The following is a 23,929-nucleotide window of genomic DNA, read 5'->3' as shown; positions in this document are numbered from 1 at the left end:
TGAAAATGAATCAAAAAAAAGAGCTTGTCCTTCATTGAAAGGATGAGCTCTTCAAGGTGCTTTGAGAGGGTTCTATGTCATGTTGTAATGAACGGCGTTGAATTTCTTTTTCCAATAATATTATAAACCCGGGACAGAGATTCAGTACGATTGCTTGTTCATAGGCTTCGACCAGTAAATCGTCCGACATTCTCGACATTGCATAGACTCCTTCATAAAAAAGTTTTTAATTGCATACGTTAAAGATTCGGTATGTATACAATATCAGAGTTTTATTTTAAGAACAATCGTTCTCTTATCCACAGTTAACCGTGGATAAGTTGTGGTTAACTTGTTTGTAAAGCTGTTAACGCGCATGGGTCAATGTGTATAACGTGGACAAAGTTATCCACAAGTAGAGAAACCGCGAAATTTGTCGAAAGATTTTTTTGAAACAGTTCAATTTTTAATGCATAAAGATAGAGACCCATTGTAATTGTATTCATGTCGCGAAATATTCTTACAAGTAAAATCCTTATGTAAATGGTTTTTGATTAAGTAGATTGGCGTATTTGATCCCAAAATTTCTCATACGTTTAAGTATCAGGGTCGTCAGGAGGTTGAGTGGTGGTAAATAAAAGAAAGTACGTTGCATTCATTTTGATGTTAGTGATTGTATTGTCCGCTTGTGGAAAAGATTCGACTAACCGAACTGCCTTAACACCGAAAAGTGCAATAGAATTGGCAACCGCTTGGGTGGAGATGGAAAACATTGTAATGGCCGGTGGTTTGTATAAGGAAAGCGAGTATACGACCTTTATGCATAAACACCTAAACTATCGCTACTTGGCAGGGCATTTGGATTCAAAGAAAAAACTGAATGCGGAAATACGGAAGTTCGTGACTAAGAAAAAAGCTAAAAGGTTCATCCGAAAAAACGGGATTATTAAGTACGAAAAGAAGTTGGCGCAGCCGGAAACTGAAGATGAAGAGGAATCACTTTTAATATGGGAAATCGCGACAGCGAGGGAAATGAAATCGAAGGGAAGAAAAATGACATTCGAATTGACAGTCCCTATCGGCGATACCCGGACTGCCGAGAAGTTTACGGTCAACTATATCTATGTGAAAAAGGCTGGCTGGCGGATTGATAAATTCAATGAATGAAGAATCAATTCTTACAGATCACATCATTGAATAAAAAATATTTTAAAAGTGTCATATTTTTAGCAAAAGGCAGACTGTCAATAATGTAAGCGGATACAAAATTAATCATAATTCACAATTGATAAATTATTTGAAAAAAGAGGGTTGACGCAAGTTATTATCCGATATATGATAGCAACAATCTATTTTGATTTGTGATTCATTTCACACACTTCTATCAAATTAATAGCTGATAGATGAATTGACAAGGAGAGATTGCCTTGAGAAGTGACATGATTAAAAAGGGGTCGACCGTGCCCCGCATCGAAGTCTGCTATATGCGACCGGTGTGAAGACCAGGGATTTGGAGAAGCCTTTCATCGGGGTTTGTAATTCATATATTGATATTATTCCAGGACATAAACATTTGAATAAATTTGCTGAAATCGTTAAAGAGGCGATTTGGGAAGCAGGCGGGGTTCCATTCGAATTCAATACGATCGGTGTCGATGATGGAATTGCGATGGGTCATATCGGAATGCGTTACTCGCTTCCGAGCCGCGAACTGATTGCCGATTCGGCGGAGACTGTTATCAATGCGCATTGGTTCGATGGTGTGTTCTACATCCCGAACTGTGACAAAATCACGCCGGGAATGCTCATGGCTGCGGTACGGACGAATGTCCCTTCCGTATTCGTCTCGGGCGGGCCGATGGAGGCGGGGTCTCTTCAACAGGGGCTCAGCTTTCCCTAACATCGGTGTTCGAAGGAGTCGGAGCATATAAATCTGGCAAGATGACTGCGGAAGAGCTTCTTGACATTGAAAACAATGCATGTCCAACATGCGGATCTTGCTCGGGAATGTTCACGGCGAACTCTATGAACTGCCTAATGGAAATGCTTGGAATGGCGTTGCCAGGCAATGGAACAATTGTCGCGACTTCGGAAGAGCGCCATAAACTGATAAAGGATGCGGCAAAGCACTTGATCCGCATGGTGAAAGAAAATGTCAAACCGCGGGACATCGTGACGAAGGAAGCCATCGATGATGCATTCGCACTCGACATGGCGATGGGCGGATCGACGAATACGGTTTTACATACATTGGCGATCGCACATGAAGCAGAAATCGAATATAGCGTACAAGACATTAATAAAGTGGCGGAACGGGTTCCGTATTTGGCGAAAATCATGCCAGCATCGGATATCTCGATGGATGACATATTCAAAGCGGGTGGCGTCAGTGCCATCATCAATGAACTTACGAAGATCCCGGCGCCATTCACCCCGATCGCATAACGATTACAGGCAAAACGATTGGTGAAGATGTGAAGGATCATCATATTACAAATGATCAAGTGATCCGTACAAAAGATAATCCATATAGTCCAGTCGGAGGTTTGTCGGTTTTATTCGGCAACATCGCACCGGACGGCGGAGTTATCAAAGTCGGTGCAGTCGACCCATCTATCAAGGAGTTTACTGGTGAAGCGATTGTCTTTGATTCCCAGGAAGCGGCGCAGGAGAACATTGATAACGGCAATGTCCGTGAAGGGCATGTCGTCGTCATCCGATATGAAGGTCCGAAAGGCGGGCCGGGAATGCCGGAAATGCTTGCTCCTACTTCTGCAATTCAAGGAAGAGGATTAGGAACGAAAGTGGCGCTCATTACGGATGGTCGATTCTCCGGAGCCTCCGTGGAATTTCCATCGGACATATTTCACCGGAAGCGGCAGAGGGCGGTCCGATTGCTTTAGTCGAAGATGGAGATATTATCGCCATTGATTTGACGAATCGAACGATTGAGTTGAAGGTAACTGACGAAGTGTTAGCGGAGCGTAAAAGTAAGCTGCAACCATTCGAGCCGAAAATCAAAAAAGGGTATTTAGCAAGATATTCAAAACTTGTTACGTCAGCCAGCACTGGCGGCGTGATGAAAATATAAAAATCGATGATGGGGTAAAAGTTGATAGATCCTTGCATTCACAGAGAGCCGGTCGTGCTGGAAGCCGGCAATGCAACTATCCGCGACATCTCCCCGGAGTGGATTGCTGAAAGTGTTAGCTAGTAGGCAGTCCCGGGCTTATGTAATATTGGGCTCGTTATCAATGAATGGACGGTTATTTTTGTTCATTCGCGAGGCGGCGGATGCTGCGAACAAGGGTGGTACCATGAAAAGCTTTTTCATCCCTTACATGAAGATAGGATTTCTTTGTGTGGGGAGAAAAGGCTTTTTTTATTTATACGTGACAGTTGATTTCCGCTACAGGCGGACGCTTTCCGGGGGGCATGGCTTCAGCTTACTACTTCCTGCTCGTAACGCTACGCTTTTACTCGCAAAAGCCGTTCTTCGTAACGGCTTTCGCTCCAATCAACGGAGCAAGCCACTTTCATAGTTGGGTTAATTAATAAAAATACAATAAAAAAGTAAGGAGGAGTTTGTTAATGAGTGCGGAAGTTCAGACGGAAGTACAAATCAAGCAAGCAGTTATGGAGATGGAGCCGGAGCCTGTGGAGCAACAAGGGATTCAACCGATGGATGGGTCAGCCGTCTTGATTCAAGGGTTGAAGGGTCAGGGTGTCGAAGTCATTTTCGGTTACCCCGGGGGTGCTGTCCTACCAATATACGACGCATTATATAAGGATCCGATTCCACATGTGCTTGCCCGTCATGAACAGGGAGCCATCCATGCGGCCGAAGGGTATGCACGAGTATCTGGAAAACCGGGAGTCGTCATTGCGACATCGGGCCCGGGCGCGACGAATCTTGTGACTGGAATCACTGATGCAATGATGGATTCATTGCCACTCGTCGTTTTCACAGGGCAGGTGGCAAGCACGGTCATCGGTACAGATGCATTCCAAGAAGCGGATATCGTTGGCATTACCCAACCGATCACGAAGCATAACTACCAAGTGCAGAATGTGGAGGACTTGCCAAGGATCATTAAGGAGGCATTCCATATTGCTTCAACAGGTCGCCGTGGTCCAGTCTTAGTTGATATTCCGAAAGACATTTCAACTGCGATGTTCGTAACTGCCGAGGATCGGAATGCCGAAGTAAATCTACCAGGCTACCAGCCAACAACAACTCCGAATTACTTACAAATACAGAAGGCAGCGGAAGCAATCGCTGTTGCTAAAAAACCACTTATCCTCGCAGGGGCCGGAGTCTTACACGGCCAGGCGATGGAAGAATTGAAGACACTATTGGAGAAGAACCGCATTCCAGTTACGAACACATTGTTAGGATTAGGCGGAATCGCGGGAGACCACGAACTGTTCCTTGGCATGGCCGGTATGCATGGGACGTATACCGCGAATATGGCGATTAGCGAATGTGATGTGCTTCTGAATATCGGCGCGCGATTCGATGATCGACTAACTGGCAATCTTAAAACGTTCGCACCAAATGCAAAAGTGATTCATATCGACATTGATCCTGCCGAGATCGGCAAGAACGTCCCAACAGAAATCCCGATTGTGGCAGACTCGAAAGAAGCTTTGAAGGCACTGCTCAATCAGGAGTTCGAAGCTCCGGATACTGCGGAGTGGTTGAACTACTTAAACGGGCTCACTGAAGAAGGTCCGTTATGGTACAACTTGGATGAACACGAACTGCTTCCGCAAGAGGCAATTCAAATGATTCACCGCATCACGAAAGGAAATGCAATTGTCACGACAGACGTCGGACAGCATCAAATGTGGGCGGCCCAATATTATTCATTGAACAACCCGGATCATTGGGTAACATCCGGAGGTCTTGGAACGATGGGATTCGGCTTCCCGGCAGCTATTGGTGCGCAAATTGCGAAACCGGAAGCGCGGGTCGTTGCTATTGTCGGAGACGGCGGATTCCAAATGACAGCACAAGAATTATCGCTTCTACAAGAGTTGAGGATTCCCGTGAAAGTCGTCATCTTGAACAACGGGGCGCTCGGAATGGTGCGTCAGTGGCAGCAGACATTTTACGATGAACGCTACTCACAGTCATTGATCCCCGTCCAACCGGATTTCGTCAAGCTTGCCGAAGCCTATGACATCAAGGGATATCGGGTTTCAAAGAAAGAGGATGCTGAAAAGATTTTTGAGGAAGCCCTTTTATCGGATGAACCAGTTCTTATCGATTGCCGAGTGAAAATGCTCGAAAACGTCTACCCGATGGTGGCGCCAGGAAAAGGTCTAAATGAAATGATTGGGGTGAAACGTGCATGAGAAGAGTCATAACAGTTACGGCTATCAATCAAAGCGGAGTGTTAAACCGGGTGACGGGATTGCTGATGAAGCGGCAATTCAATATCGAAAGCATTACCGTCGGACACACTGAACAGCCCGGAATGTCGAAAATGACATTCATCGTGCATGTGGAAGATGAACAGAAAATCGAACAGTTGGTAAAGCAACTTCAGAAGCAGATTGATGTGCTTAAAGTAAATGATATAACTGAGAAGGCAATTGTGATGCGTGAACTCGCTTTGGTGAAAGTTGTTTCCCCGCCACATGCACGTAGTGAAATCAATAGTATTATCGAGCCGTTCCGGGCGACGGTGATTGATTCTGGGAAGAATGTTGTCACGTATCAAGTGACCGGCGCACCTGAGAAGATTGAAGCTTTCATTGATCTGGTGAAACCTTATGGAATCAAGGAGTTAGCAAGGACCGGCGCAACAGCGTTCACTCGAGAGATTCAGAAGGTGAACTCACCGCAGTTATCGATTTTGAAATAAAACATAAAAATAAAACCCGAAAAACCAAAAAACCAAGGAGGAATTTACAATGGCTAAAATGTATTACAACCAGGATATCAATGAAGGACTATTACAAGGAAAGACAATCGCGGTGGTCGGATACGGTTCACAAGGCCACGCACATGCACAAAACCTGAAAGACTCAGGATTCAACGTAGTCGTCGGTGTTCGCCCGGGAAATCTTTCGATCAAGCAAAAGAAGATGGACTTGAAGTGAAAACAGTTCGCGAAGCAGCTGAACAAGCAGACATCATCATGGTTTTGCTCCCAGATGAAAGACAGAAAAAAGTATATGAAGAAGAAATCGAACCAGCACTAACAGCAGGTAAATCCCTCGTATTCGCGCATGGATTTAACGTTCATTTCAATCAAATCGTGCCGCCAGCAGATGTCGACGTATTCTTGGTCGCACCGAAAGGACCGGGGCATCTTGTGCGCAGAACGTATGAAGCGGGCGCTGGTGTACCAGCATTATTCGCTGTTCATCAAGACGTTTCCGGTCAAGCGAAGGATGTTGCTCTTGCTTATGCTAAAGGAATCGGGGCTGCACGTGCCGGAGTTCTTGAAACTTCATTCAAAGAAGAAACTGAAACAGATCTATTCGGAGAGCAAGCGGTACTTTGCGGTGGCTTGACTTCCCTCGTTAAAGCAGGCTTCGAAACATTGGTAGAAGCTGGCTATCAGCCTGAACTTGCCTATTTCGAAACAATGCATGAATTGAAACTGATCGTAGATTTGATGTATGAAGGCGGAATGTCCGGAATGCGCTATTCGATTTCGGATACGGCTGAGTGGGGAGATTTTGTATCGGGTCCACGGGTTGTCGATGCGGACACGAAAGCGCGCATGAAAGAAATTTTGACAGATATCCAGGAAGGCAAATTCGCAAAAGGATGGATTGAAGAAAATGAAAACGGTCGTCCGAATTTCAATGCATATGAAGAGTCGGAAGCGAAACATCAAATCGAAGAAGTTGGAGCAAAACTTCGCGCAATGATGCCGTTTGTGAATGAAGGTGCAAAATCCAAACAGAAAGAAGTGGTGGGCAGTGCGCAGAATTGACATCTTTGATACGACGCTACGTGATGGTGAACAGTCAGCCGGCATCAATTTGAACACGGCTGAAAAGATGGAAATCGCCCGTCAACTTGAACGGTTTGGCGCGACGGTGATAGAAGCGGGATTCCCTGCTTCTTCACCTGGTGATTTCGAGGCGGTGCAACGAATCGCGAATACAGTGAAGAACTCGACGGTAACAGGCCTTGCACGAGCAATGAAAAGTGATATCGACACATCATGGGAAGCGCTTAAAGGAGGAGAACAACCTCATCTTCATGTCTTCTTGGCAACATCGCCGATTCATATGGACTACAAATTGAAAAAGACTCCCGATCAGGTTGTCGATATTGCGGTAGAAGCCGTTAAATATGCGAAAAAATACTTTCCACTCGTTCAATGGTCAGCAGAAGACGCATTCCGTTCAGACCCGGAATTCTTGGTCCGTATTATCAATCAAGTGATCAAGGCCGGTGCAACGACGATCAATATTCCTGACACAGTCGGTTACGCAACACCTCAGGAATACGGTGCTTTATTCAAATTTTTGAAGGAGAATGTGATTGGAATTGATCGAGTGAAGCTATCCGCGCATTGTCATAATGATTTGGGAATGGCAGTTGCAAACTCAATTGCGGCAATTGAAAACGGCGCAGACCAAGTTGAAGGTACGATTAACGGGATCGGTGAACGGGCTGGAAATGCAGCACTCGAAGAAATCGCTGTAGCACTTCATATTCGGAAAGATATCTATGGTTTTGAAACTAACATCAATCTTCAGGAAATCAAACGCACAAGCCAGTTGGTTAGCCAATTGACAGGCGTCGTCATCCAACCGAATAAAGCAGTTGTCGGGAAAAATGCCTTTGCCCATGAATCCGGAATCCATCAGGACGGCATGCTGAAAAATCGGGAGACTTATGAAATCATCACTCCGGAATTGATTGGAGAAACGACGGCACCTCTTGCGCTTGGCAAACATTCGGACGCCATGCATTCAAGGATCGGGCAATAACGATGGGCTTTGAGTTGAACGATCAGCAGTTGAATGAAGCCTTTGCGGAGTTTAAGAAGTTAGCAGATCGCAAAAAGGAAATTACAGAAGATGATCTATTCGTCCTCTTCACTGGAAAGCAAATCGAAAGTGCGGACGCATCCATCTACGAATTGACGAATGTGCAAGTGCAATACGGAACTTCGAATGTACCGACAGCAACTGTCGCGGCAGACGTACCTTCCGGAGAAAACGTCGTCGTTGCAACTACTGGTGCTGGTTCCGTCGAAGCAATCTTCAATGCATTGGAACTGCTTGTGAAAGGGCATGTCAATATATTGGATTACCGCGTCACATCTATCGGCAAAGGACGTGATGCCCTCGGGGAGGCAGTCGTTAATCTACGATTTAACGGAGAAACGTATACAGGGCGCGATATTTCGCAGGACGTGTTGGAAGCGTCGGCTAAAGCATACTTGAATGCTATTAATAGAAAGTTAGTGAAGGATCAGGCGTTGTTGAAGGTGAAGGAAATGGTTGGGCAGTGAGTTTATGAGTGATTGTGGGAATTTATGCGTGATTGAGTGGCTTTATGCGTAAGTTTTAGGATTTATAATTAATTCCGCCGTTTTATGCGTTTCTGCAGAGATTTATGAGTAATTGTTTCTACCAACTACTAATTTCCGTTGATTGAAGCGTAAGGCGGCGACTCCAGCGGGAATAGCATGAGCTGAAGACCCCGCAGGAGCGTAGCGACGAGGAGGCTGAAGCCATGCCCGCGGAAAGCGTCCGCCTGAAGCGAAAATCAACAGTATTTTATACGTTTTTGAGACTGAATATTTTGTAAGTTAATGACAACAAAGGGGAGAATTGCTATGGAAAAAAGAGTGGCTGTATTACAAGGTGATGGAATTGGACCAGAAGTGACTGAAGCTGCAGTGCGAGTACTCGAGGTGGTTGCGAGAAGGTTTAATCATACATTCCATTTCAACTACGGTTCTATAGGTGGGGAAGCGATTGATAAGTTCAACAATCCACTTCCTGAAGAGACGATTGCTCTCTGCGAATCAAGTGATGCAGTCCTCTTAGGGGCAGTCGGGGGACCTAAATGGGACCAAAATCCATCTGATTTGCGACCTGAAAAAGGACTGCTTGCTATCCGAAAGCATTTTGATTTATTCGCAAACCTAAGGCCCGTGAAGGCTGTCCCTTCCTTGCTGCATGCTTCACCTTTAAAAGAAGAAGTCGTTCGTGACGTTGACATGGTAATCGTCCGAGAGTTGACAGGAGGCCTTTATTTTGGGCAACCGAGTCGGAAAACCGAATCGACCGCAGTCGATACACTCGTCTATACACGTGAGGAAATCGAGCGGATCGTCGATAAAGCGTTTGAACTTGCCCGCTTGCGGAAAGGAAAAGTGACATCCGTTGATAAGGCGAATGTACTTCAATCCAGTAAGCTTTGGCGGGAAGTCGTCGAGGAAAAACGAAAAAGTTATCCGGACATCGAAGTCGAGCATCAATTAGTCGATTCGGCAGCGATGAAATTAATTACAAATCCAGCTGCTTTCGATGTAGTCGTCACTGAAAATATGTTTGGTGATATTTTAAGTGATGAAGCATCCGTTATTACGGGATCACTTGGTTTATTGCCATCCGCAAGTGTCCGTTCCGACGGTTTTGGTCTATACGAGCCGGTACATGGATCTGCTCCGGATGTAGCCGGAAAAGGAGTTGCGAATCCAGTTGCTGCAATTTTGTCTGCTGCGATGATGCTTCGCTACTCATTCGGCATGGAGACGGAAGCGGCAGCGATTGAAAAAGCGGTTAACACAGTGTTTGAAGAAGGACATTTCACAGCGGATTTGAAGGGCGAACTTGACCGGTTTCATTCGACGAAAGAATGGACGGATAAGGTGATTAATGAACTGGACCTTCAGTTCGTTTCCAATAGCATTATGTTTTCTTACGTTTAATTTTATTCAGCCGGAATTCTTCACATAAGTGAATGGAAACATGTAGAAATATTTATGGCATAGTTGGGATTTAAAACACGGCAGAATAAAATAGCCTCCGGCGGATGTCACAGATTTTTGAAGGAGTTTATCGAGCAAGTTCGATAAAAATCTGGACGCAATTACGCCAAGGCGTAATTGATTGGAAGGGAAGGAGAAGCGCAATGGCCAAAACAATTATTGAAAAGATTTGGGATCAGCATATTGTCTATGAAGAACAGGGGAAGCCGGATTTGCTCTACATCGACCTTCATTTATTGCATGAAGTGACTTCTCCTCAGGCATTTGAAGGGTTGCGGATTGCGGGCCGGAAAGTGCGTCGTCCCGATCTATGTTTCGCAACGATGGATCATAATGTGCCGACCCGAAACTTACCGACTATCAACGACCCAATCGCGAAAAAGCAGATTACAACTTTGGAAAAGAACTGTACAGAATTCGGCATTCCACTTGCGGATATGGAGCATCCAGATCAGGGAATCGTTCATATTATCGGCCCAGAGCTTGGATTAACGCAGCCCGGCAAGACAATTGTCTGCGGGGATAGCCATACGTCAACGCATGGGCATTCGGTGCAATCGCGTTCGGTATCGGTACGAGTGAAGTTGAACATGTCCTTTCGACACAGACGTTATGGCAATCAAAACCGAAAACGATGGAAATCCACATTAATGGAAAGTTAGGTTATGGCGTTACCGCGAAGGACGTCATCCTTGCAATCATCGCGAAATTTGGAATCGACGTCGGTACAGGACATATCGTCGAATACACAGGTGAAGCGATTCGTGCAATGTCGATGGAAGAACGGATGACCATTTGCAATATGTCCATCGAAGCTGGGGCAAAAGCGGGCTTGATCAGCCCGGATGAAACGACGATCGACTATTTACGAGGCCGCCGACATGTCCCGAAGGTGAGGCGTTTGAGGAGGCAACGGAAAAATGGTTCGCTTTGGCAACGGATGAAGGAGCAGTTTATGATACTGTCCTTGAAGTGAATGCTGAAGAAATCGAGCCGTTTGTCACGTGGGGAACGAATCCTTCCATGGGATCGGGAATCAGCGCAACTGTTCCGACAGTAGCGGATTTCGTGAATGAATCCGATAAAGAGGCTTTGAAAAAAGCGCTTACCTACATGGGGCTTGAACAGGGGACGCCGCTATCTTTAATTGCAGTACAGCATGTATTCATCGGGTCTTGCACAAATGCCAGATTAAGCGATTTGCGGAATGCGGCAGAAGTGATTGCGGGACAAAAAGTGCATCCGGATGTCACGGCAATCGTCGTTCCAGGTTCCCGAACAGTGAAAAGGCAGGCGGAAGAGGAAGGTTTGGATAAAGTATTCCTTGAAGCAGGCTTTGAATGGCGCGAATCAGGCTGCAGCATGTGTCTTGCTATGAATGATGATGTCGTTCCAGCAGGCGAGAGATGTGCATCGACGTCGAATCGTAATTTTGAAGGCAGGCAAGGTGCGGATCAAGAACACATTTGATGAGCCCAGCTATGGCAGCCGCTGCCGCAATTACAGGTCATTTCACGGACGTGCGTACGATGAAACTTGCTCACGCATAAAGAAAGGATGATTTCATGGAACCGATTAATGAAGTGCAAAGCGTCATGACTCCACTTGACCGGAAAAATGTCGATACCGACCAGATCATTTCAAAGGAATTCCTTAAACGGATTGAACGGACCGGCTTCGGAAAATACCTTTTTATCATTGGAGAATTAACGCGGATGGCACGGAAAATAAAGATTTCGTTTTAAACGATGAACGTTTCAAGGGCTCAAAAATCCTCGTTGCCCAAGAGAATTTTGGCTGCGGTTCTTCAAGAGAGCACGCGCCGTGGGCTATTTTAGACTATGGATTCGAAGTTGTCATTGCACCGTCATTCGCGGATATTTTCCATAATAACTGCTTTAAAAACGGTTTACTTCCAATCCGACTTAAGGTGGATGAAATCGAAGAGTTGTTAACAAAAGGAAAATCCAAGCCATATGCTTTGGAAATTAATCTTGAGCAGCAAACTGTTACAGGTGAAGACGGGAAAGCCTATACGTTTGATATCGATCCATACTATAAGCAAATGTTGTTGAACGGCTGGGATGAAATCGCTTTGACCTTCCAATACGAAGAACAAATTTCGGAGTATGAAAAAAAGCATGCTTGATCATAAGACTGTAAACAAAATCGGGAGGGATGATTTTGTTTACAGTTTTTTTATTTGTGCTTATACGGTGGACTTCCCATAGAACGCCTCCGACTTCCCATAGAACACGGCGGACTTCCCGTAGAACGCTACCGACTTCCCGTAGAACACGATTGACTTCCCATAGAACACGGCGGACTTCCCGTAGAACACGATTGACTTCCCATAGAACACGGCGGACTTCCCATAGAACGCCTCCGACTTCCCATAGACCCCCTATTTGCCCGTACCCTGCCCTAACTTTCACCTTCTATAACCATTAGGGCATTTTCACAGCCTGATTTGTTACTTTCCTACTGTACCACAACAATCGAACGTGAAATACATTACTATATAACAGAATACAACGTAAATCACTGAAAGGTGTGGAATGGATTCATGAATCGTATTGAACAGGTAAAGCAGTTGGAGAATAGCTGGCGTGAGGATGGCAGATGGGCGGGAATTGAACGGGGCTATAGTGGGGAAGAGGTTGTGAAGCTCCGTGGTTCAGTTCAAATTGAACAGACATTGGCGAAAAAGGTGCGGAACGGCTTTGGAAATCACTGCATGAAGAGGATTTCATTAATGCGTTGGGCGCATTGACGGGGAATCAGGCTGTCCAGCAGGTGAAGGCTGGTCTTCAGGCAATTTACTTAAGCGGTTGGCAAGTGGCTGCGGATGCTAATATGGCGGGCCATATGTATCCCGATCAGAGCCTTTACCCGGTAAATAGTGTGCCGAATGTTGTGAAGCGCATCAATCAGGCGCTGCAACGTGCTGATCAAATCGATCATGTTGAGGGTAGAGAAGACGGATTTGATTGGTTTGCACCGATTGTGGCGGATGCGGAAGCCGGATTCGGCGGTCCGTTGAATGTGTTCGAATTAATGAAGGCGATGATTGAGGCGGGGGCGGCTGGTGTTCATTTTGAAGATCAGCTTGCTTCGGAAAAGAAATGTGGTCATCTTGGTGGGAAGGTGTTGCTTCCTACGCAAAATGCTGTCCGAAATTTGATATCCGCGAGGCTTGCTGCGGATGTGTTAGGTGTATCGACAGTCATCATTGCACGTACTGATGCGGATGCTGCGGACTTGATTACAAGTGATATTGACGAACGAGATCATACATTCATCACAGGGGAACGCACTCCGGAAGGATTTTTCCGGACGAAAGCTGGTATCGATCAGGCAATTGCTCGGGGCCTTGCCTATGCGCCATATGCCGATCTCATCTGGTGTGAAACATCCACTCCTGATCTCCAAGAAGCTAAGCGGTTTGCGGATGCGATCCATGAGAAATTTCCAGGGAAGATGCTTGCTTATAATTGCTCCCCTTCATTTAACTGGAAGGCGAATCTCAATGAAGAAACAATTGAAAAGTTCCAGCGTGAATTAGGCAAGATGGGGTACAAATTCCAATTCGTCACACTCGCAGGCTTCCATTCATTGAACCATAGCATGTTCGAGTTGGCGCATAGATATAAAGACCACGGAATGGCGGCGTACTCGAAGTTGCAGGAAGCGGAATTTGCGAATGAATCGAAAGGGTACACAGCGACCCGCCATCAGCGTGAAGTCGGTACAGGGTATTTCGACGAAGTGGCTCAAGTCATTTCAGGTGGCACTTCTTCTACAACTGCCATGAAGGGTTCAACTGAGAAAGCGCAGTTTATTTAATTAGCGAAAGGATGGTCGAACTGGCTTCTAAAAAAGTACGTTTCAATATCGATGTTGTCGGTGAAATGACTGCTTGGACGGAAGAAATCCTGACTCCGGAAGCGTTGGAATTCCTATATAGTCTGCATGATACGTTCAATGGAAGACGAAAGGAACTGTTGGATAAACGGAAACAACGCCAACAGCTCCTTAATGAAGGACAGAAGCTTGATTACCTTGAGGAAACGAAGCATATCCGGGAGGGGGATTGGAGTGTTGCACCGATCCCCATGATTTGCAGGATCGGCGGGTCGAAATTACAGGACCAGTGGATCGAAAAATGATCATCAATGCACTAAATTCGGGGGCGAAAGCTTTCATGGCGGACTTTGAGGATGCGACTTCTCCGACCTGGTCGAATATGATCAATGGGCAAGTCAATCTGAAAGATGCTGTCAGGCGGACAATTGAGTTTGAACAGCCGTCGAATGGAAAGACCTATTCATTGAATGACGAGACTGCTGTTTTACTCGTTAGGACGCGCGGACTGCATTTGGATGAAAAGCATCTTTTAATCGACGGTGAACCGATGGCAGGAGGGCTTTTCGATTTTGGACTCTACTTTTTTCATAATGCGAATGAGTTAATCGCAAAAGGGACGGCACCGTATTTTTATTTACCGAAGCTTGAAAGCCATTTGGAGGCAAGGTTTTGGAATGAAGTATTCCTTTTCGCGCAGGAAAGGCTTGAAATTCCGGTCGGGACGATACGTGCAACGGTATTGATCGAAACAATTACCGCTGCTTTTGAAATGGATGAAATCCTTTATGAATTGCGGGATCATGCAGCGGGGCTGAATTGTGGCCGCTGGGATTATATTTTTAGCTTCATTAAAAGACTTCGGAACGAGCTGGATGTAATTCTGCCAGATCGAGGGCAAGTGATGATGACATCACCATTCATGCGGGCTTATACACAGCTTTGCATCCAAACATGCCATAAGCGCAATGCTTTTGCTCTTGGAGGGATGGCCGCACAAATTCCGATTCGGAATAATCCTGAGGCGAATGAAGAAGCGTTCAGGAAAGTTGCAGAAGATAAACGCTGGGAAGTGACGGACGGACATGATGGGACGTGGGTTGCTCACCCGGGACTTGTCGCTATTGCGATGAAGGAATTCGACAAGCAAATGGAAGGGCCGAATCAGGTGCATCGGAAGCGTGAGGACGTTAAAGTGACGGCTGCAGATCTGCTTGAAGTGCCGACGGGGACGATTACAGAGGATGGATTGCGGATGAATTGCAGTGTCGGCGTTCAATATATTGCATCTTGGTTGAACGGAAATGGCGCTGTACCAATCAATCATCTGATGGAGGATGCTGCAACCGCTGAAATTTCTCGTTCCCAAGTTTGGCAATGGATTCGCCATCCAGAAGGGAAGCTTGAAGATGGAAGGGAAATCACTGTTGATTTATTCCATGAAGTTTTTGAAGAGGAAATGAGTAAGTTGAAAGCGTCGATTGGGGAAAAGGAATTTCGCTTTGGAAAGTATAAAGAAGCGAGCGAGTTGTTTGTTAAGTTGACGTTGCAAGAGGAGTTCGAAGAGTTTTTGACGCTTCCGGGATATGGGATTTTACATTAAAAGGAGGGATTCAATATGGAAACTCAAACAAAGTCAGCAAAGACCTGTGTGGAATGTGGGTGTGAAATTGTAGAGCAAGTGGAGTCTCTACTATATGAATGTGAGCGTTGCATCGGCAAGTATCTAGAATGATAAGAAGCCCGTTCCCGTTGTACATGGAAACGGGCTTTTGAAGTCAAGTCCTTAATCTTGTGTAAATTCCCTTTTAATGTTTTCATGGATTTCTTTCAACAAAATATATTAGGTAATACTGGATACGCCTACAATCTAACTGCTCGCAACTTTACTTGGAGAGGCGGGCATGATAGCCTTGGCGGGAAAAGCCAGCCCCATCGGCTGGATTTCCTGGCTTTGGACTCATGCCCGCAGAGGCTCCATGTCAAGTTGCATGACGATCAATTAAGTCTTACGACTTTTTATCTGTAAACAATCTTTTATTCCAGTATTTGTTTCCATCCACATAACTGATGAGCACGGCGCCAATTAATCTGAAAGCGGATTGGGTGTTGGGAAAGATCCGAATTACACGTTCTCTCCTGCGAATCTCCTCGTTTAACCTCTCGACACCGTTTGTGCTTCTAATAGACTTACGATGGGCAATCGGAAAGTTGATATATTGAATAGAATCCTCGAAGCCCTCATCGAGAATTCCCAATGCCTTTTGGTACTTGGAGTTGCCTTCGTACTTTTCAAAGAAAAGCCCTTTCAGATTCCGTACAGTATCCATATCTTCTGCGGCAAATATGCTTTTTAGGAGGCTAATCGCTTCCTGGTTGTCCTTCTTTGGAAAGGCTTCGACAATATTGCGTTTGAAATGAACATTGCATCGCTGCCAAGAAGTACCCACGAAATCTTGTTGAATTGCCTTTTTAAGACCTTCATGTGCATCGGAAACGACCAGTTTAGGTGATTGAAGACCTCTTGAAATAAGGTGTTGGAAAAAAGCAGACCAACTCTTGAAACTTTCATTATGATCCACTTTCAAACCAAGAATTTCTCGACGACCCTCTTTATCAACTCCAAGGGCGAGGTAGACAGCTTTATAAAACCACACGATTGTACTCCCTTACTTTAATGTACATGGCGTCCACAAATAAATAAGGAAAGTAGCTTGTATTCAAAGGTCGGTTAGCCCATTCGTTGACAATAGGATCTAACTTCGCCGTCAAGGATGAGACGAATGATTTTGAAACACTCTTACCACATAACTGTTCCACAACCTTTGTGACCTTACGTGTCGATACGCCATTCACTACCATCTCAAGCATAGAGAGGACAAGTGCCTGGTCGCATCTTGCGTATCTTTCAAAAACGGAAGGAGCGAAATCACCTTGGCGTGTGCGGGGGACCTTCAATGTGATTTTTCCGATACTCATGGTTAAATCTCGTTCGTAGTATCCGTTACGATAGTCAATACGGTCGACGGAACGCTCATAGGAAGCCGCCTTTAAGTACTCATCCCGCTCCATTTCCATGTATTCATTCAGAACGAGAACGATTGTGGATTTGACGACAGCATCAATGTTTGAATTCATTACAGAGTCTTTTAAAATATCCATATCTAGGTTAAAATTAAGTTGGGCCATTTTCCATTCCTCCAAATGTTTATCGTGGTTGAAAACATTTTATCACAAGGGATGGAAAAGGCCTTTTCCTATTTACACAATTATATGGACTTAATCGCTTTTGAGGTACACAGGGTCCATTGTTCCGTGTTCAAGGTCCATTAATCTCGTTTAGGGTCCATTGTTCCGTGTACAAGGTCCATTAATCTCGTCCAGGGTCCATTGTTCCATCTGCAAGGCCCATTATTCCGCAATCAGGTTCCATTAATCCATCATGGATCCACTATTTAAGTCTATAATAAGAGGGTACTGACGACCATATAGCGAATGAATGAATTAGAGCATAAAATAGGGAGGATGCAGTATGCGAAATGAAGAAATGCTTTTAATACCGGGACCGACTCCAGTTATTGACTCGATCTATGATGCTATGGCAAGTGAGACAAGGGGTCACACGGATCCGAGGTTTGTCGAGATTTATAAGCGTTCAGTCGAGAGGACACGCGAAATGTTCAAGACGGATGGTGAGGTGTTCGTCGTTTCCGGTTCCGGAACGATTGGGATGGAAATGGCTCTTGTCAATACGGTAGCTGCGGGCGAACGTTTATTGATTATCAGCCATGGCTATTTCGGGACCGGTTCATTCAATTGGGGAAGGCATTTGGCATTGAGATGGATGTTCTTCAGGCTGAATGGGGAAAACAGGTTTCGCCGGATGAAGTGGAACGGACACTATCGGAGCATACATACAAGGCGGTGACAATCACTCATGCTGATACGTCAACCGGTGTAGCGGCCGATTTGGATGCGTTAGTTCCGATTATTAAAAAACATGGTGCTCTTGTCATTTTGGATGGCGTCTGTGCGACGGCTGCAATGGAAGAGGATATGAGCAAAGAATATGGCAGTCCAAATAACAAGATTGACGTCATTCTGACCGGCTCACAAAAGGCGATTGGCGTTCCTCCGGGATTGGCGATTGTTGCTTTCAATCAAACCGCCCTAAACGCACGTGAAGAAATGGAGCATATTCCAGCATATTATTGCGATATTAAAAACTGGATCCCAATCATGCATGATCCTTCGAAATACTTTGCGACGCCTCCAGTGAACCTGATCTATGCTTATGATGAAGGCATGAAATTGGTCATGGAGGAAGGTTTAGAAAAACGATACGCAAGACATTCTGCATTCGGAAAAGGCGTTCGAGGTGCACTTCGTGAATATGGAATGACGCCATTGGCGGAGGAAGATGTTGCTGCATCTACATTGAGCTGTATCCTTTATCCTGACAGTGTGAATGACGCGGAATTCCGTAGTGTATTGGGGAAAAAGGAGTAATCGTCGCGGGTTCCTTGGCACATTTAGCCGGCAAAGCGTTCCGAATCGGGCATATGGGGAACACGACGGAGGAAATGCTTATTTCAGCAATCGGAAAAATTGGCGAAACGCTGAATGAAATCGGTCATACTGTGATAATTGAAAATGCTGTAAAACGCTTCAAAGAAGAAGTTTCCGCGGGCGTATAATTGAGAAAAGCCATCCTATTCGCAAGTTGAATAGGATGTTTTTTTATTTCATACCTTCTAAAATTCCTTCAACCTTATCCGGAACATCTGTAAAAACTCCATCCACCCCAAGTTCAATCATGCGCCGAATCGCTTCTTCCTCGTTCACGGTATACGGATGAAGATGCAGTTTCTCGCCGTGCACAAGCTTCACAAACTCCGCTGTTACAAGGTTTTCGTTGATACCGATGCCTGATGCATACGTAGCAATTTTCCGCAATTTCCTTTTTGTTGGTATCGTTTCATTTTTGACCGAATACAGTTGTATAAGTGGAATAGATGGCTCCAATTTATGCACCTTTTTCAATGAATCCGCATCGAATGATTGCAAAATCACTTGTGGAACCGTTCCTTTATCGAATAAAAGCCCGTAATCTCTCAGTTGCTTAAGTAATACCTCTTCTATACCGGGATAAGATTGTGGAGATTTAATTTCAATATAATAATTAACTTCGTCACGGAAATGCGAAAAGATCTCTTCCGTACTGACTATGCGTATTAGGTCAGTTTCGGACGGAAAAAAGACCGGTATTGGTCCTTTAAAAGTAGATTCTCTCGGTACTAATTTCAACTCATTGAAGGTAATATCTTTAATCGCTTTTTTACTATCTAACCCATCAATAAAACTGTCGTGAATGGAAACAAGTTCCCCATCTTTTGTCATATGTACATCAAGTTCAATGTAGTCGGCGCGCATCTTTACTGCCAATTCATAGGCCAGTAATGAATGCTCCGGTGCGTATGCCGAGGCGCCGCGGTGTGCGATGATCAGGAAATCGTCATCAGGCAACTTGGCAGGTTGGGGGGAACATGCTGATAGGAGGGCAAGAAGGATGACGAGGAATAGTTTATTCATAGTTTTGCCCTCCTAAATCGTAATGTGTCTAACAATTATTTAAAAAATAGCGGAAAGGAAGGAATTCGCTTCGATGAAACGAGTGGAACTGATTGATGTCTCTAAATCATACGATAAGCAGGTCGATGTTATTTCAAATATAAACGTAACGATTGAACCGGGCGAGTTTTTTGTATTGGTTGGACCGTCGGGCTGCGGAAAAAGTACAATGCTGCGAATGATTGCGGGTCTTGAGGAGATTACGGGTGGAACTCTTAAAATTGGTGACACGGTAGCGAATCATTTAACGCCGAATAAACGGGACCTTTCAATGGTGTTCCAAAACTACGCCCTGCTTCCACATATATCCGTACAGCAAAATATTACGTTCGGTCTTGACGTGAAACGTATGAAGAAAGAGGATCAGCGAAAGAAAGCGGCTGATGTAGCGGAAATGCTTGGATTGACGGACTACCTTGACCGGAAACCCCGTGAACTTTCCGGGGGGCAACGCCAACGTGTCGCGCTTGCCAGAGCTATCGTCAATGAAAAACCAATTTGTCTAATGGATGAACCGTTGTCCAATCTCGATGCAAAACTGCGTGCGCAAATGCGTTCGGAAATTAGAAGAATCCAAAGAAGCCTTGGTATTACGATGATCTACGTCACCCACGACCAAGTGGAAGCGATGACAATGGGGGACCGGATCATGATCTTGCATGAAGGGAAAATCCAGCAGATTGGAAAGCCGATTGATATTTACAATTATCCCGCCAATCCATTCGTTGCGACATTCATTGGTTCTCCTCCGATGAATTTGGCTAAAGCTGAATTTAATGAAGCGGATCAACAACTTGTATTAGGGGATAAATTCAAGATAAGTGTCCCAGTAGAGGAAATCGGGAAACTTCCCCGAACGTCCATGACAGTCGGTCTGAGACCGGAAAATCTTTACCGAAGACATCTGACAAAAAGGAAGGCGACGTCTTCGAGGTTGAAGTGACAAATGTAGAAATCTTGGGTAATGAAACGATCTTTTCATTTAAATTGGGCAAGGAGGAATGGATGGCGAAATGGAGCGGTCAATGGCATATCGACATCGGCGACCGTCTGTCTGTCCACATAGATTTTGAATCATTATCCATATTCGAGGAGAAAAGCGGCGAATTAATCAAGAAAACAATCGATTACGGAAATTATGTTGCGAATAAAGAGGTGTCGTCATGACATTTTGGAGGAAATCAGTCGATGGACGGACCGCGATTCTTTATCTACTTCCATCTGTCATTCTATTTTCTGTTTTCGTATTCTATCCGATGTTCCGTACTATCTATTTAAGTTTTTTCCTGACGGATCAGAATGGGACTCCTGCCATCAATGTCGGTTTCGAAAACTATCTCTATTTGTTAGGCTCGTCGGAATTCCAAAACAGTATGAAAGCAACTGGGTTATTCGTTTTTTATACCGTACCACTCACAATCATTTTAGCCCTTTTCTTTGCCTTATTGGCGAATGAAAAATTAAAAGGAGTCGGTTTCTTCAGGACGATGTACTCTTCAACGATGGGAATTTCGGTGGCAGCTTCCTCTGTCATTTGGTTATTCATGTTTAATCCAAGTATTGGCATGTTCAACCGTTTACTTAGCCTCTTTACTATTCAACAGGTTCAGTGGCTTTTAGATCCGGAGTGGGCATTGATTTCTGTTTCGATTTCAACGATTTGGATGAATATCGGTTTTTCCTTCCTTATTTTATTAGGCGGACTACAGAACATAGATGAACATCTTTACGAGAGTGCAAGAATAGATGGCGCGGGTTATCTTTACCGATTAAGAAGGATTACATTGCCGATGCTGTCGCCGACATTATTCTTTATTATTACGATTTCACTGATCAATTCGTTTCAGACATTTGGGCAAATCGATATTTTGACGAAGGGCGGACCTTCACAGTCAACGAACTTGATCGTGTATTCGATTTACCGTGAGGCGTTTATTAATTACCAGTTCGGGACCGCAAGTGCTCAGGCCGTTATTTTATTCATCATCATCCTTGTTGTCACAATCCTTCAGTTCAAGTTGGGCGAGAGGAGAGTGCATTATCAATGAGAATGGGCCTTTTGTCGAAGATATGGATCTATTTCCTATTGCTTGTGACGTCAGCATTCGTTTTCTTTCCCGTACTGTATGCCTTCCTTATTTCATTCATGACGGGGCCGGAGATAATTCAGGGGAAGTTTTTGCCGGAGTCCATAAGTTTTGAAAACTACATTAAAGTGTTCAGTCGACTACCTTGATGAATTATTTGCTGAACAGCTTCATTGTCTCTGCAAGTGTGATGCTTGGCCAACTGCTTGTTTGCAGTTTGGCGGCGTATGCGTTTGTGTTTTTAAAATTCAAAGGACGGGATTTCATTTTCTTCCTGTTCATCTCAACGATGATGATTCCATGGGAGGCGACGATGATTCCGAACGTCTTCACGATTCGGAAGTTAGATTGGTTCAATACGTATCAAGGGTTAACAGTGCCGTTTTTCGCTCTTGCATTCGGTACGTTCCTGCTACGTCAGCATTACTTGACGATACCGAAGGAATTGCACGAAGCATCTCAAATTGCGGGTCTGAGCCGGTTCGTGTTTTTCTGGCGGGTCGTCCTACCGGTTTCGAAAACAAGTCTTGTCACATTAGGTGCCTATGGCTTCCTAACGACTTGGAATATGTATTTATGGCCTTTGCTCATTACGACAAACAAGTCAGTTCGGACGGTGCAAATCGGTTTGAAGCAGCTACAGTCCCAGGAAATTGCGACAGAATGGGGGGTGGTCATGGCCGGAGTTATTGTAGTCATTATACCGACGCTAATTTTGCTGTTCCTTGGACAGAAGCAATTGCAAAAAGGGTTATCCCAAGGTGCTTTGAAATGATTAGTTTAACTAACAAATCAAAAGGGGTGCTTGAATTGAGGAAAATGGTTAAGTCATCTTTGTTTTGGATGCTGATTTTGACAGTTGCGATTTTGACAGCCTGTTCAAATAGCGATTCGAAAACCGATGAATCATCGTCTTCTACGAATAATTCATCTTCCAGTTCGGAAGGGAATAACGAGACCAATGCCACGGTGGAAGAAAAGGTCACAATCGAGTTCTGGCATGCGATGTCGGGAACTGGTCAGGAATCAATTGAGAAAATCGTAAAAGGGTTCAATGAATCCCAGGATAAATACGAAGTAATAGCGGAGTTCCAAGGTTCTTATGAGGAATCCTTGACGAAGCTGCGAGGGGTTGGCGGTACAAAGGATGCTCCTGCGATCACGCAAGTATTTGAAGTCGGTACGAAATATATGATCGACAGTGGCTACATCGAACCAATGCAGAAATTCATCGACAAGGATAATTACGATCTTTCCCAGTTGGAAGGGAACATCCTGAATTATTATAAGGTGGACGGCGAACTTTATTCCATGCCGTTCAATTCGTCAACGCCGGTCATGATTTATAATAAAGACGCATTTAGAGCTGCTGGATTGGATCCGGAAAAAGCGCCGGAAACGTTCGCAGAGGTAATTGACGTTGCTGCGAAACTGAAAACTGCTGATATGTATGGCTTCTCCATGCTGACATACGGCTGGTTCTTCGAACAACTTGTTGCGACGCAAGGCGGACTGTATGTGAATGAAGACAATGGTAGATCGGGTGACGCAACGGAAGCTTTATTCAACGGGCCTGAAGGGCTGAACGTATTCCGCTTCCTCGATACGATGAATAAAGCAGGCACATTTGGCAACTTCGGTACGCTTTGGGATGATATCCGTTCGGCGTTTGCAACGGAGAAAGTAGCAATGTATATGGATTCCTCCGCGGGTGTTGCTGGCGCCATCAAAAACGCACCTTTCGAAGTCGGTGTAGCGTATATTCCGCATGCGGATGAGGTGAAACGGAATGGCGTCGTCATCGGGGGTGCATCTTTGTGGATGTCAAAAGGGATAGCGGAAGAAAAACAGGAAGCAGCTTGGGAGTTCATGAAATACTTGGCGACGCCTGAAGTCCAAGCAAAATGGCATCTCGACACAGGCTACTTCGCCATCAACCCGAAAGCTTATGATGAACAGAATGTAAAAGACAAGTGGGCAGAATTCCCGCAATTCAAAGTGACTGTCGACCAGCTTCAGGATACGGTACCAGGCCTCGCCACACAAGGCGCGCTTATCTCCGTTTTCCCGGAATCAAGACAGCAAATTGTAACGGCTTTAGAGGAGCTCTACCAAGGAAAGGATCCTCAGGAAGTGCTTGATAAAGCTGCAGAAGGAACTAATCGGGCGATGGAAATTGCCAATAAGACGAAAAAGTAACTGACGGAACCCCTATTTGTGAGAATAGGGGTTTTTGGTGTGCAATTACCAGAAACTATTGAACTGTGTAAATAGTATGGTAGAATATGGTTGATGATTTCAAAAAATAAAAAAAATTATAGTATGGAAATAAAGGAGGGGAAGCTGCGGTGAATCGATATTATTTAAAGCATGAATTTTTAATCACAG

At 44.9% G+C, this 23,929-nt stretch carries 12 protein-coding genes and 10 pseudogenes; 19 read left to right on the top strand and 3 right to left on the bottom strand.

All coding sequences use genetic code 11. The features are described 5' to 3' along the window. Window positions 1-31: 31 nt before the first annotated feature. Window positions 32-190, bottom strand: a complete 159-nt coding sequence (locus QNH10_RS18485; protein WP_381426414.1) for a sporulation histidine kinase inhibitor Sda — start codon at window positions 188-190, stop codon at window positions 32-34. 416 nt (window positions 191-606) lie between these two features. Between QNH10_RS18485 and QNH10_RS18480 the strand changes: the two genes are divergently transcribed. The 12 genes and pseudogenes from QNH10_RS18480 to QNH10_RS21290 all read left to right on the top strand — a co-directional run bounded on the left by QNH10_RS18480 (window position 607) and on the right by QNH10_RS21290 (window position 15,558). Beyond that, window positions 607-1,146 carry a DL-endopeptidase inhibitor IseA family protein gene (locus QNH10_RS18480; RefSeq protein ID WP_283732728.1) on the top strand — a complete coding sequence of 180 codons (540 nt, stop codon included), beginning with the start codon at window positions 607-609 and terminating at the stop codon, window positions 1,144-1,146. A gap of 260 nt (window positions 1,147-1,406) precedes the next feature. Beyond that, window positions 1,407-3,070, top strand: a pseudogene (gene ilvD / locus QNH10_RS18475) (dihydroxy-acid dehydratase). Window positions 3,071-3,615: 545 nt separating this feature from the next. After that, complete coding sequence (gene ilvB / locus QNH10_RS18470) at window positions 3,616-5,340, top strand: acetolactate synthase large subunit (protein WP_283734690.1); 1,725 nt, start codon at window positions 3,616-3,618, stop codon at window positions 5,338-5,340. Beyond that, on the top strand, window positions 5,337-5,852 hold the full coding sequence (gene ilvN / locus QNH10_RS18465) for an acetolactate synthase small subunit (RefSeq protein ID WP_283732727.1): 516 nt from the start codon (window positions 5,337-5,339) through the stop codon (window positions 5,850-5,852). Before ilvB ends, ilvN begins: the two co-directional genes overlap by 4 nt. 49 nt (window positions 5,853-5,901) lie before the next feature. Further along, window positions 5,902-6,935 (top strand): annotated as a pseudogene (ilvC, locus tag QNH10_RS18460) (ketol-acid reductoisomerase). Next, window positions 6,922-8,471 (top strand): annotated as a pseudogene (locus QNH10_RS18455) (2-isopropylmalate synthase). Before ilvC ends, QNH10_RS18455 begins: the two co-directional pseudogenes overlap by 14 nt. A 327-nt stretch (window positions 8,472-8,798) precedes the next feature. Next, entirely contained in the window at window positions 8,799-9,899 is a 1,101-nt protein-coding gene (gene leuB, locus QNH10_RS18450) for a 3-isopropylmalate dehydrogenase (RefSeq protein ID WP_283732726.1), read from the top strand. A 104-nt stretch (window positions 9,900-10,003) separates the two neighbouring features. After that, window positions 10,004-11,429: pseudogene (gene leuC / locus QNH10_RS18445) on the top strand (3-isopropylmalate dehydratase large subunit). A 95-nt stretch (window positions 11,430-11,524) separates the two neighbouring features. Next, a pseudogene (gene leuD, locus QNH10_RS18440) lies at window positions 11,525-12,108 on the top strand (3-isopropylmalate dehydratase small subunit). Window positions 12,109-12,525: 417 nt separating this feature from the next. Next, window positions 12,526-13,805: pseudogene (aceA, locus tag QNH10_RS18435) on the top strand (isocitrate lyase). A gap of 11 nt (window positions 13,806-13,816) precedes the next feature. Continuing rightward, window positions 13,817-15,426: pseudogene (gene aceB / locus QNH10_RS18430) on the top strand (malate synthase A). A gap of 15 nt (window positions 15,427-15,441) precedes the next feature. After that, a complete protein-coding gene (locus QNH10_RS21290; RefSeq protein WP_283732725.1) occupies window positions 15,442-15,558 on the top strand; it encodes a YhfH family protein in 117 nt (38 codons plus the stop codon). Window positions 15,559-15,832: 274 nt separating this feature from the next. Here the strand turns inward: QNH10_RS21290 and QNH10_RS18420 are convergent. Further along, window positions 15,833-17,012 (bottom strand): annotated as a pseudogene (locus tag QNH10_RS18420) (IS256 family transposase). Window positions 17,013-17,355: 343 nt separating this feature from the next. On the opposite strand from QNH10_RS18420, the gene QNH10_RS20865 reads away from it, so the two are divergent. From QNH10_RS20865 to QNH10_RS20855, 3 genes are read left to right on the top strand one after another with little or no spacing between them, the layout of a single operon-like run. After that, window positions 17,356-17,751 carry a pyridoxal-phosphate-dependent aminotransferase family protein gene (locus tag QNH10_RS20865; RefSeq protein ID WP_347177924.1) on the top strand — a complete coding sequence of 132 codons (396 nt, stop codon included), beginning with the start codon at window positions 17,356-17,358 and terminating at the stop codon, window positions 17,749-17,751. Beyond that, window positions 17,664-18,332 (top strand): pyridoxal-phosphate-dependent aminotransferase family protein, encoded by a 669-nt coding sequence (locus QNH10_RS20860; protein ID WP_347177923.1) that lies wholly within the window; start codon window positions 17,664-17,666, stop codon window positions 18,330-18,332. The genes QNH10_RS20865 and QNH10_RS20860 overlap by 88 nt, the downstream gene beginning before the upstream one ends. A 14-nt stretch (window positions 18,333-18,346) precedes the next feature. Continuing rightward, the gene (locus tag QNH10_RS20855) at window positions 18,347-18,520 is read left to right on the top strand and encodes a hypothetical protein (protein ID WP_347177922.1); all 174 of its coding nucleotides are present in this window, start codon (window positions 18,347-18,349) and stop codon (window positions 18,518-18,520) included. A gap of 43 nt (window positions 18,521-18,563) precedes the next feature. Here the strand turns inward: QNH10_RS20855 and QNH10_RS18410 are convergent, their stop codons facing one another. Further along, entirely contained in the window at window positions 18,564-19,415 is an 852-nt protein-coding gene (locus QNH10_RS18410) for a glycerophosphodiester phosphodiesterase family protein (RefSeq protein ID WP_283732724.1), read from the bottom strand. A gap of 73 nt (window positions 19,416-19,488) precedes the next feature. Between QNH10_RS18410 and QNH10_RS18405 the strand changes: the two are divergent. The 4 genes and pseudogenes from QNH10_RS18405 to QNH10_RS18390 all read left to right on the top strand — a co-directional run bounded on the left by QNH10_RS18405 (window position 19,489) and on the right by QNH10_RS18390 (window position 23,740). Continuing rightward, window positions 19,489-20,621 (top strand): annotated as a pseudogene (locus tag QNH10_RS18405) (ABC transporter ATP-binding protein). Further along, on the top strand, window positions 20,618-21,502 hold the full coding sequence (locus tag QNH10_RS18400; protein ID WP_283732723.1) for a carbohydrate ABC transporter permease: 885 nt from the start codon (window positions 20,618-20,620) through the stop codon (window positions 21,500-21,502). Before QNH10_RS18405 ends, QNH10_RS18400 begins: the two are co-directional and overlap by 4 nt. A gap of 2 nt (window positions 21,503-21,504) precedes the next feature. Further along, window positions 21,505-22,316, top strand: a pseudogene (locus QNH10_RS18395) (carbohydrate ABC transporter permease). A 44-nt stretch (window positions 22,317-22,360) separates the two neighbouring features. After that, complete coding sequence (locus QNH10_RS18390) at window positions 22,361-23,740, top strand: ABC transporter substrate-binding protein (RefSeq protein WP_283734689.1); 1,380 nt, start codon at window positions 22,361-22,363, stop codon at window positions 23,738-23,740. Window positions 23,741-23,929: the final 189 nt, after the last annotated feature.

It is taken from the genome of Sporosarcina thermotolerans, from assembly GCF_030067815.1.
GTDB lineage: Bacteria > Bacillota > Bacilli > Bacillales_A > Planococcaceae > Sporosarcina > Sporosarcina thermotolerans.
This window is presented reverse-complemented; position numbering and strand designations above follow the sequence as displayed.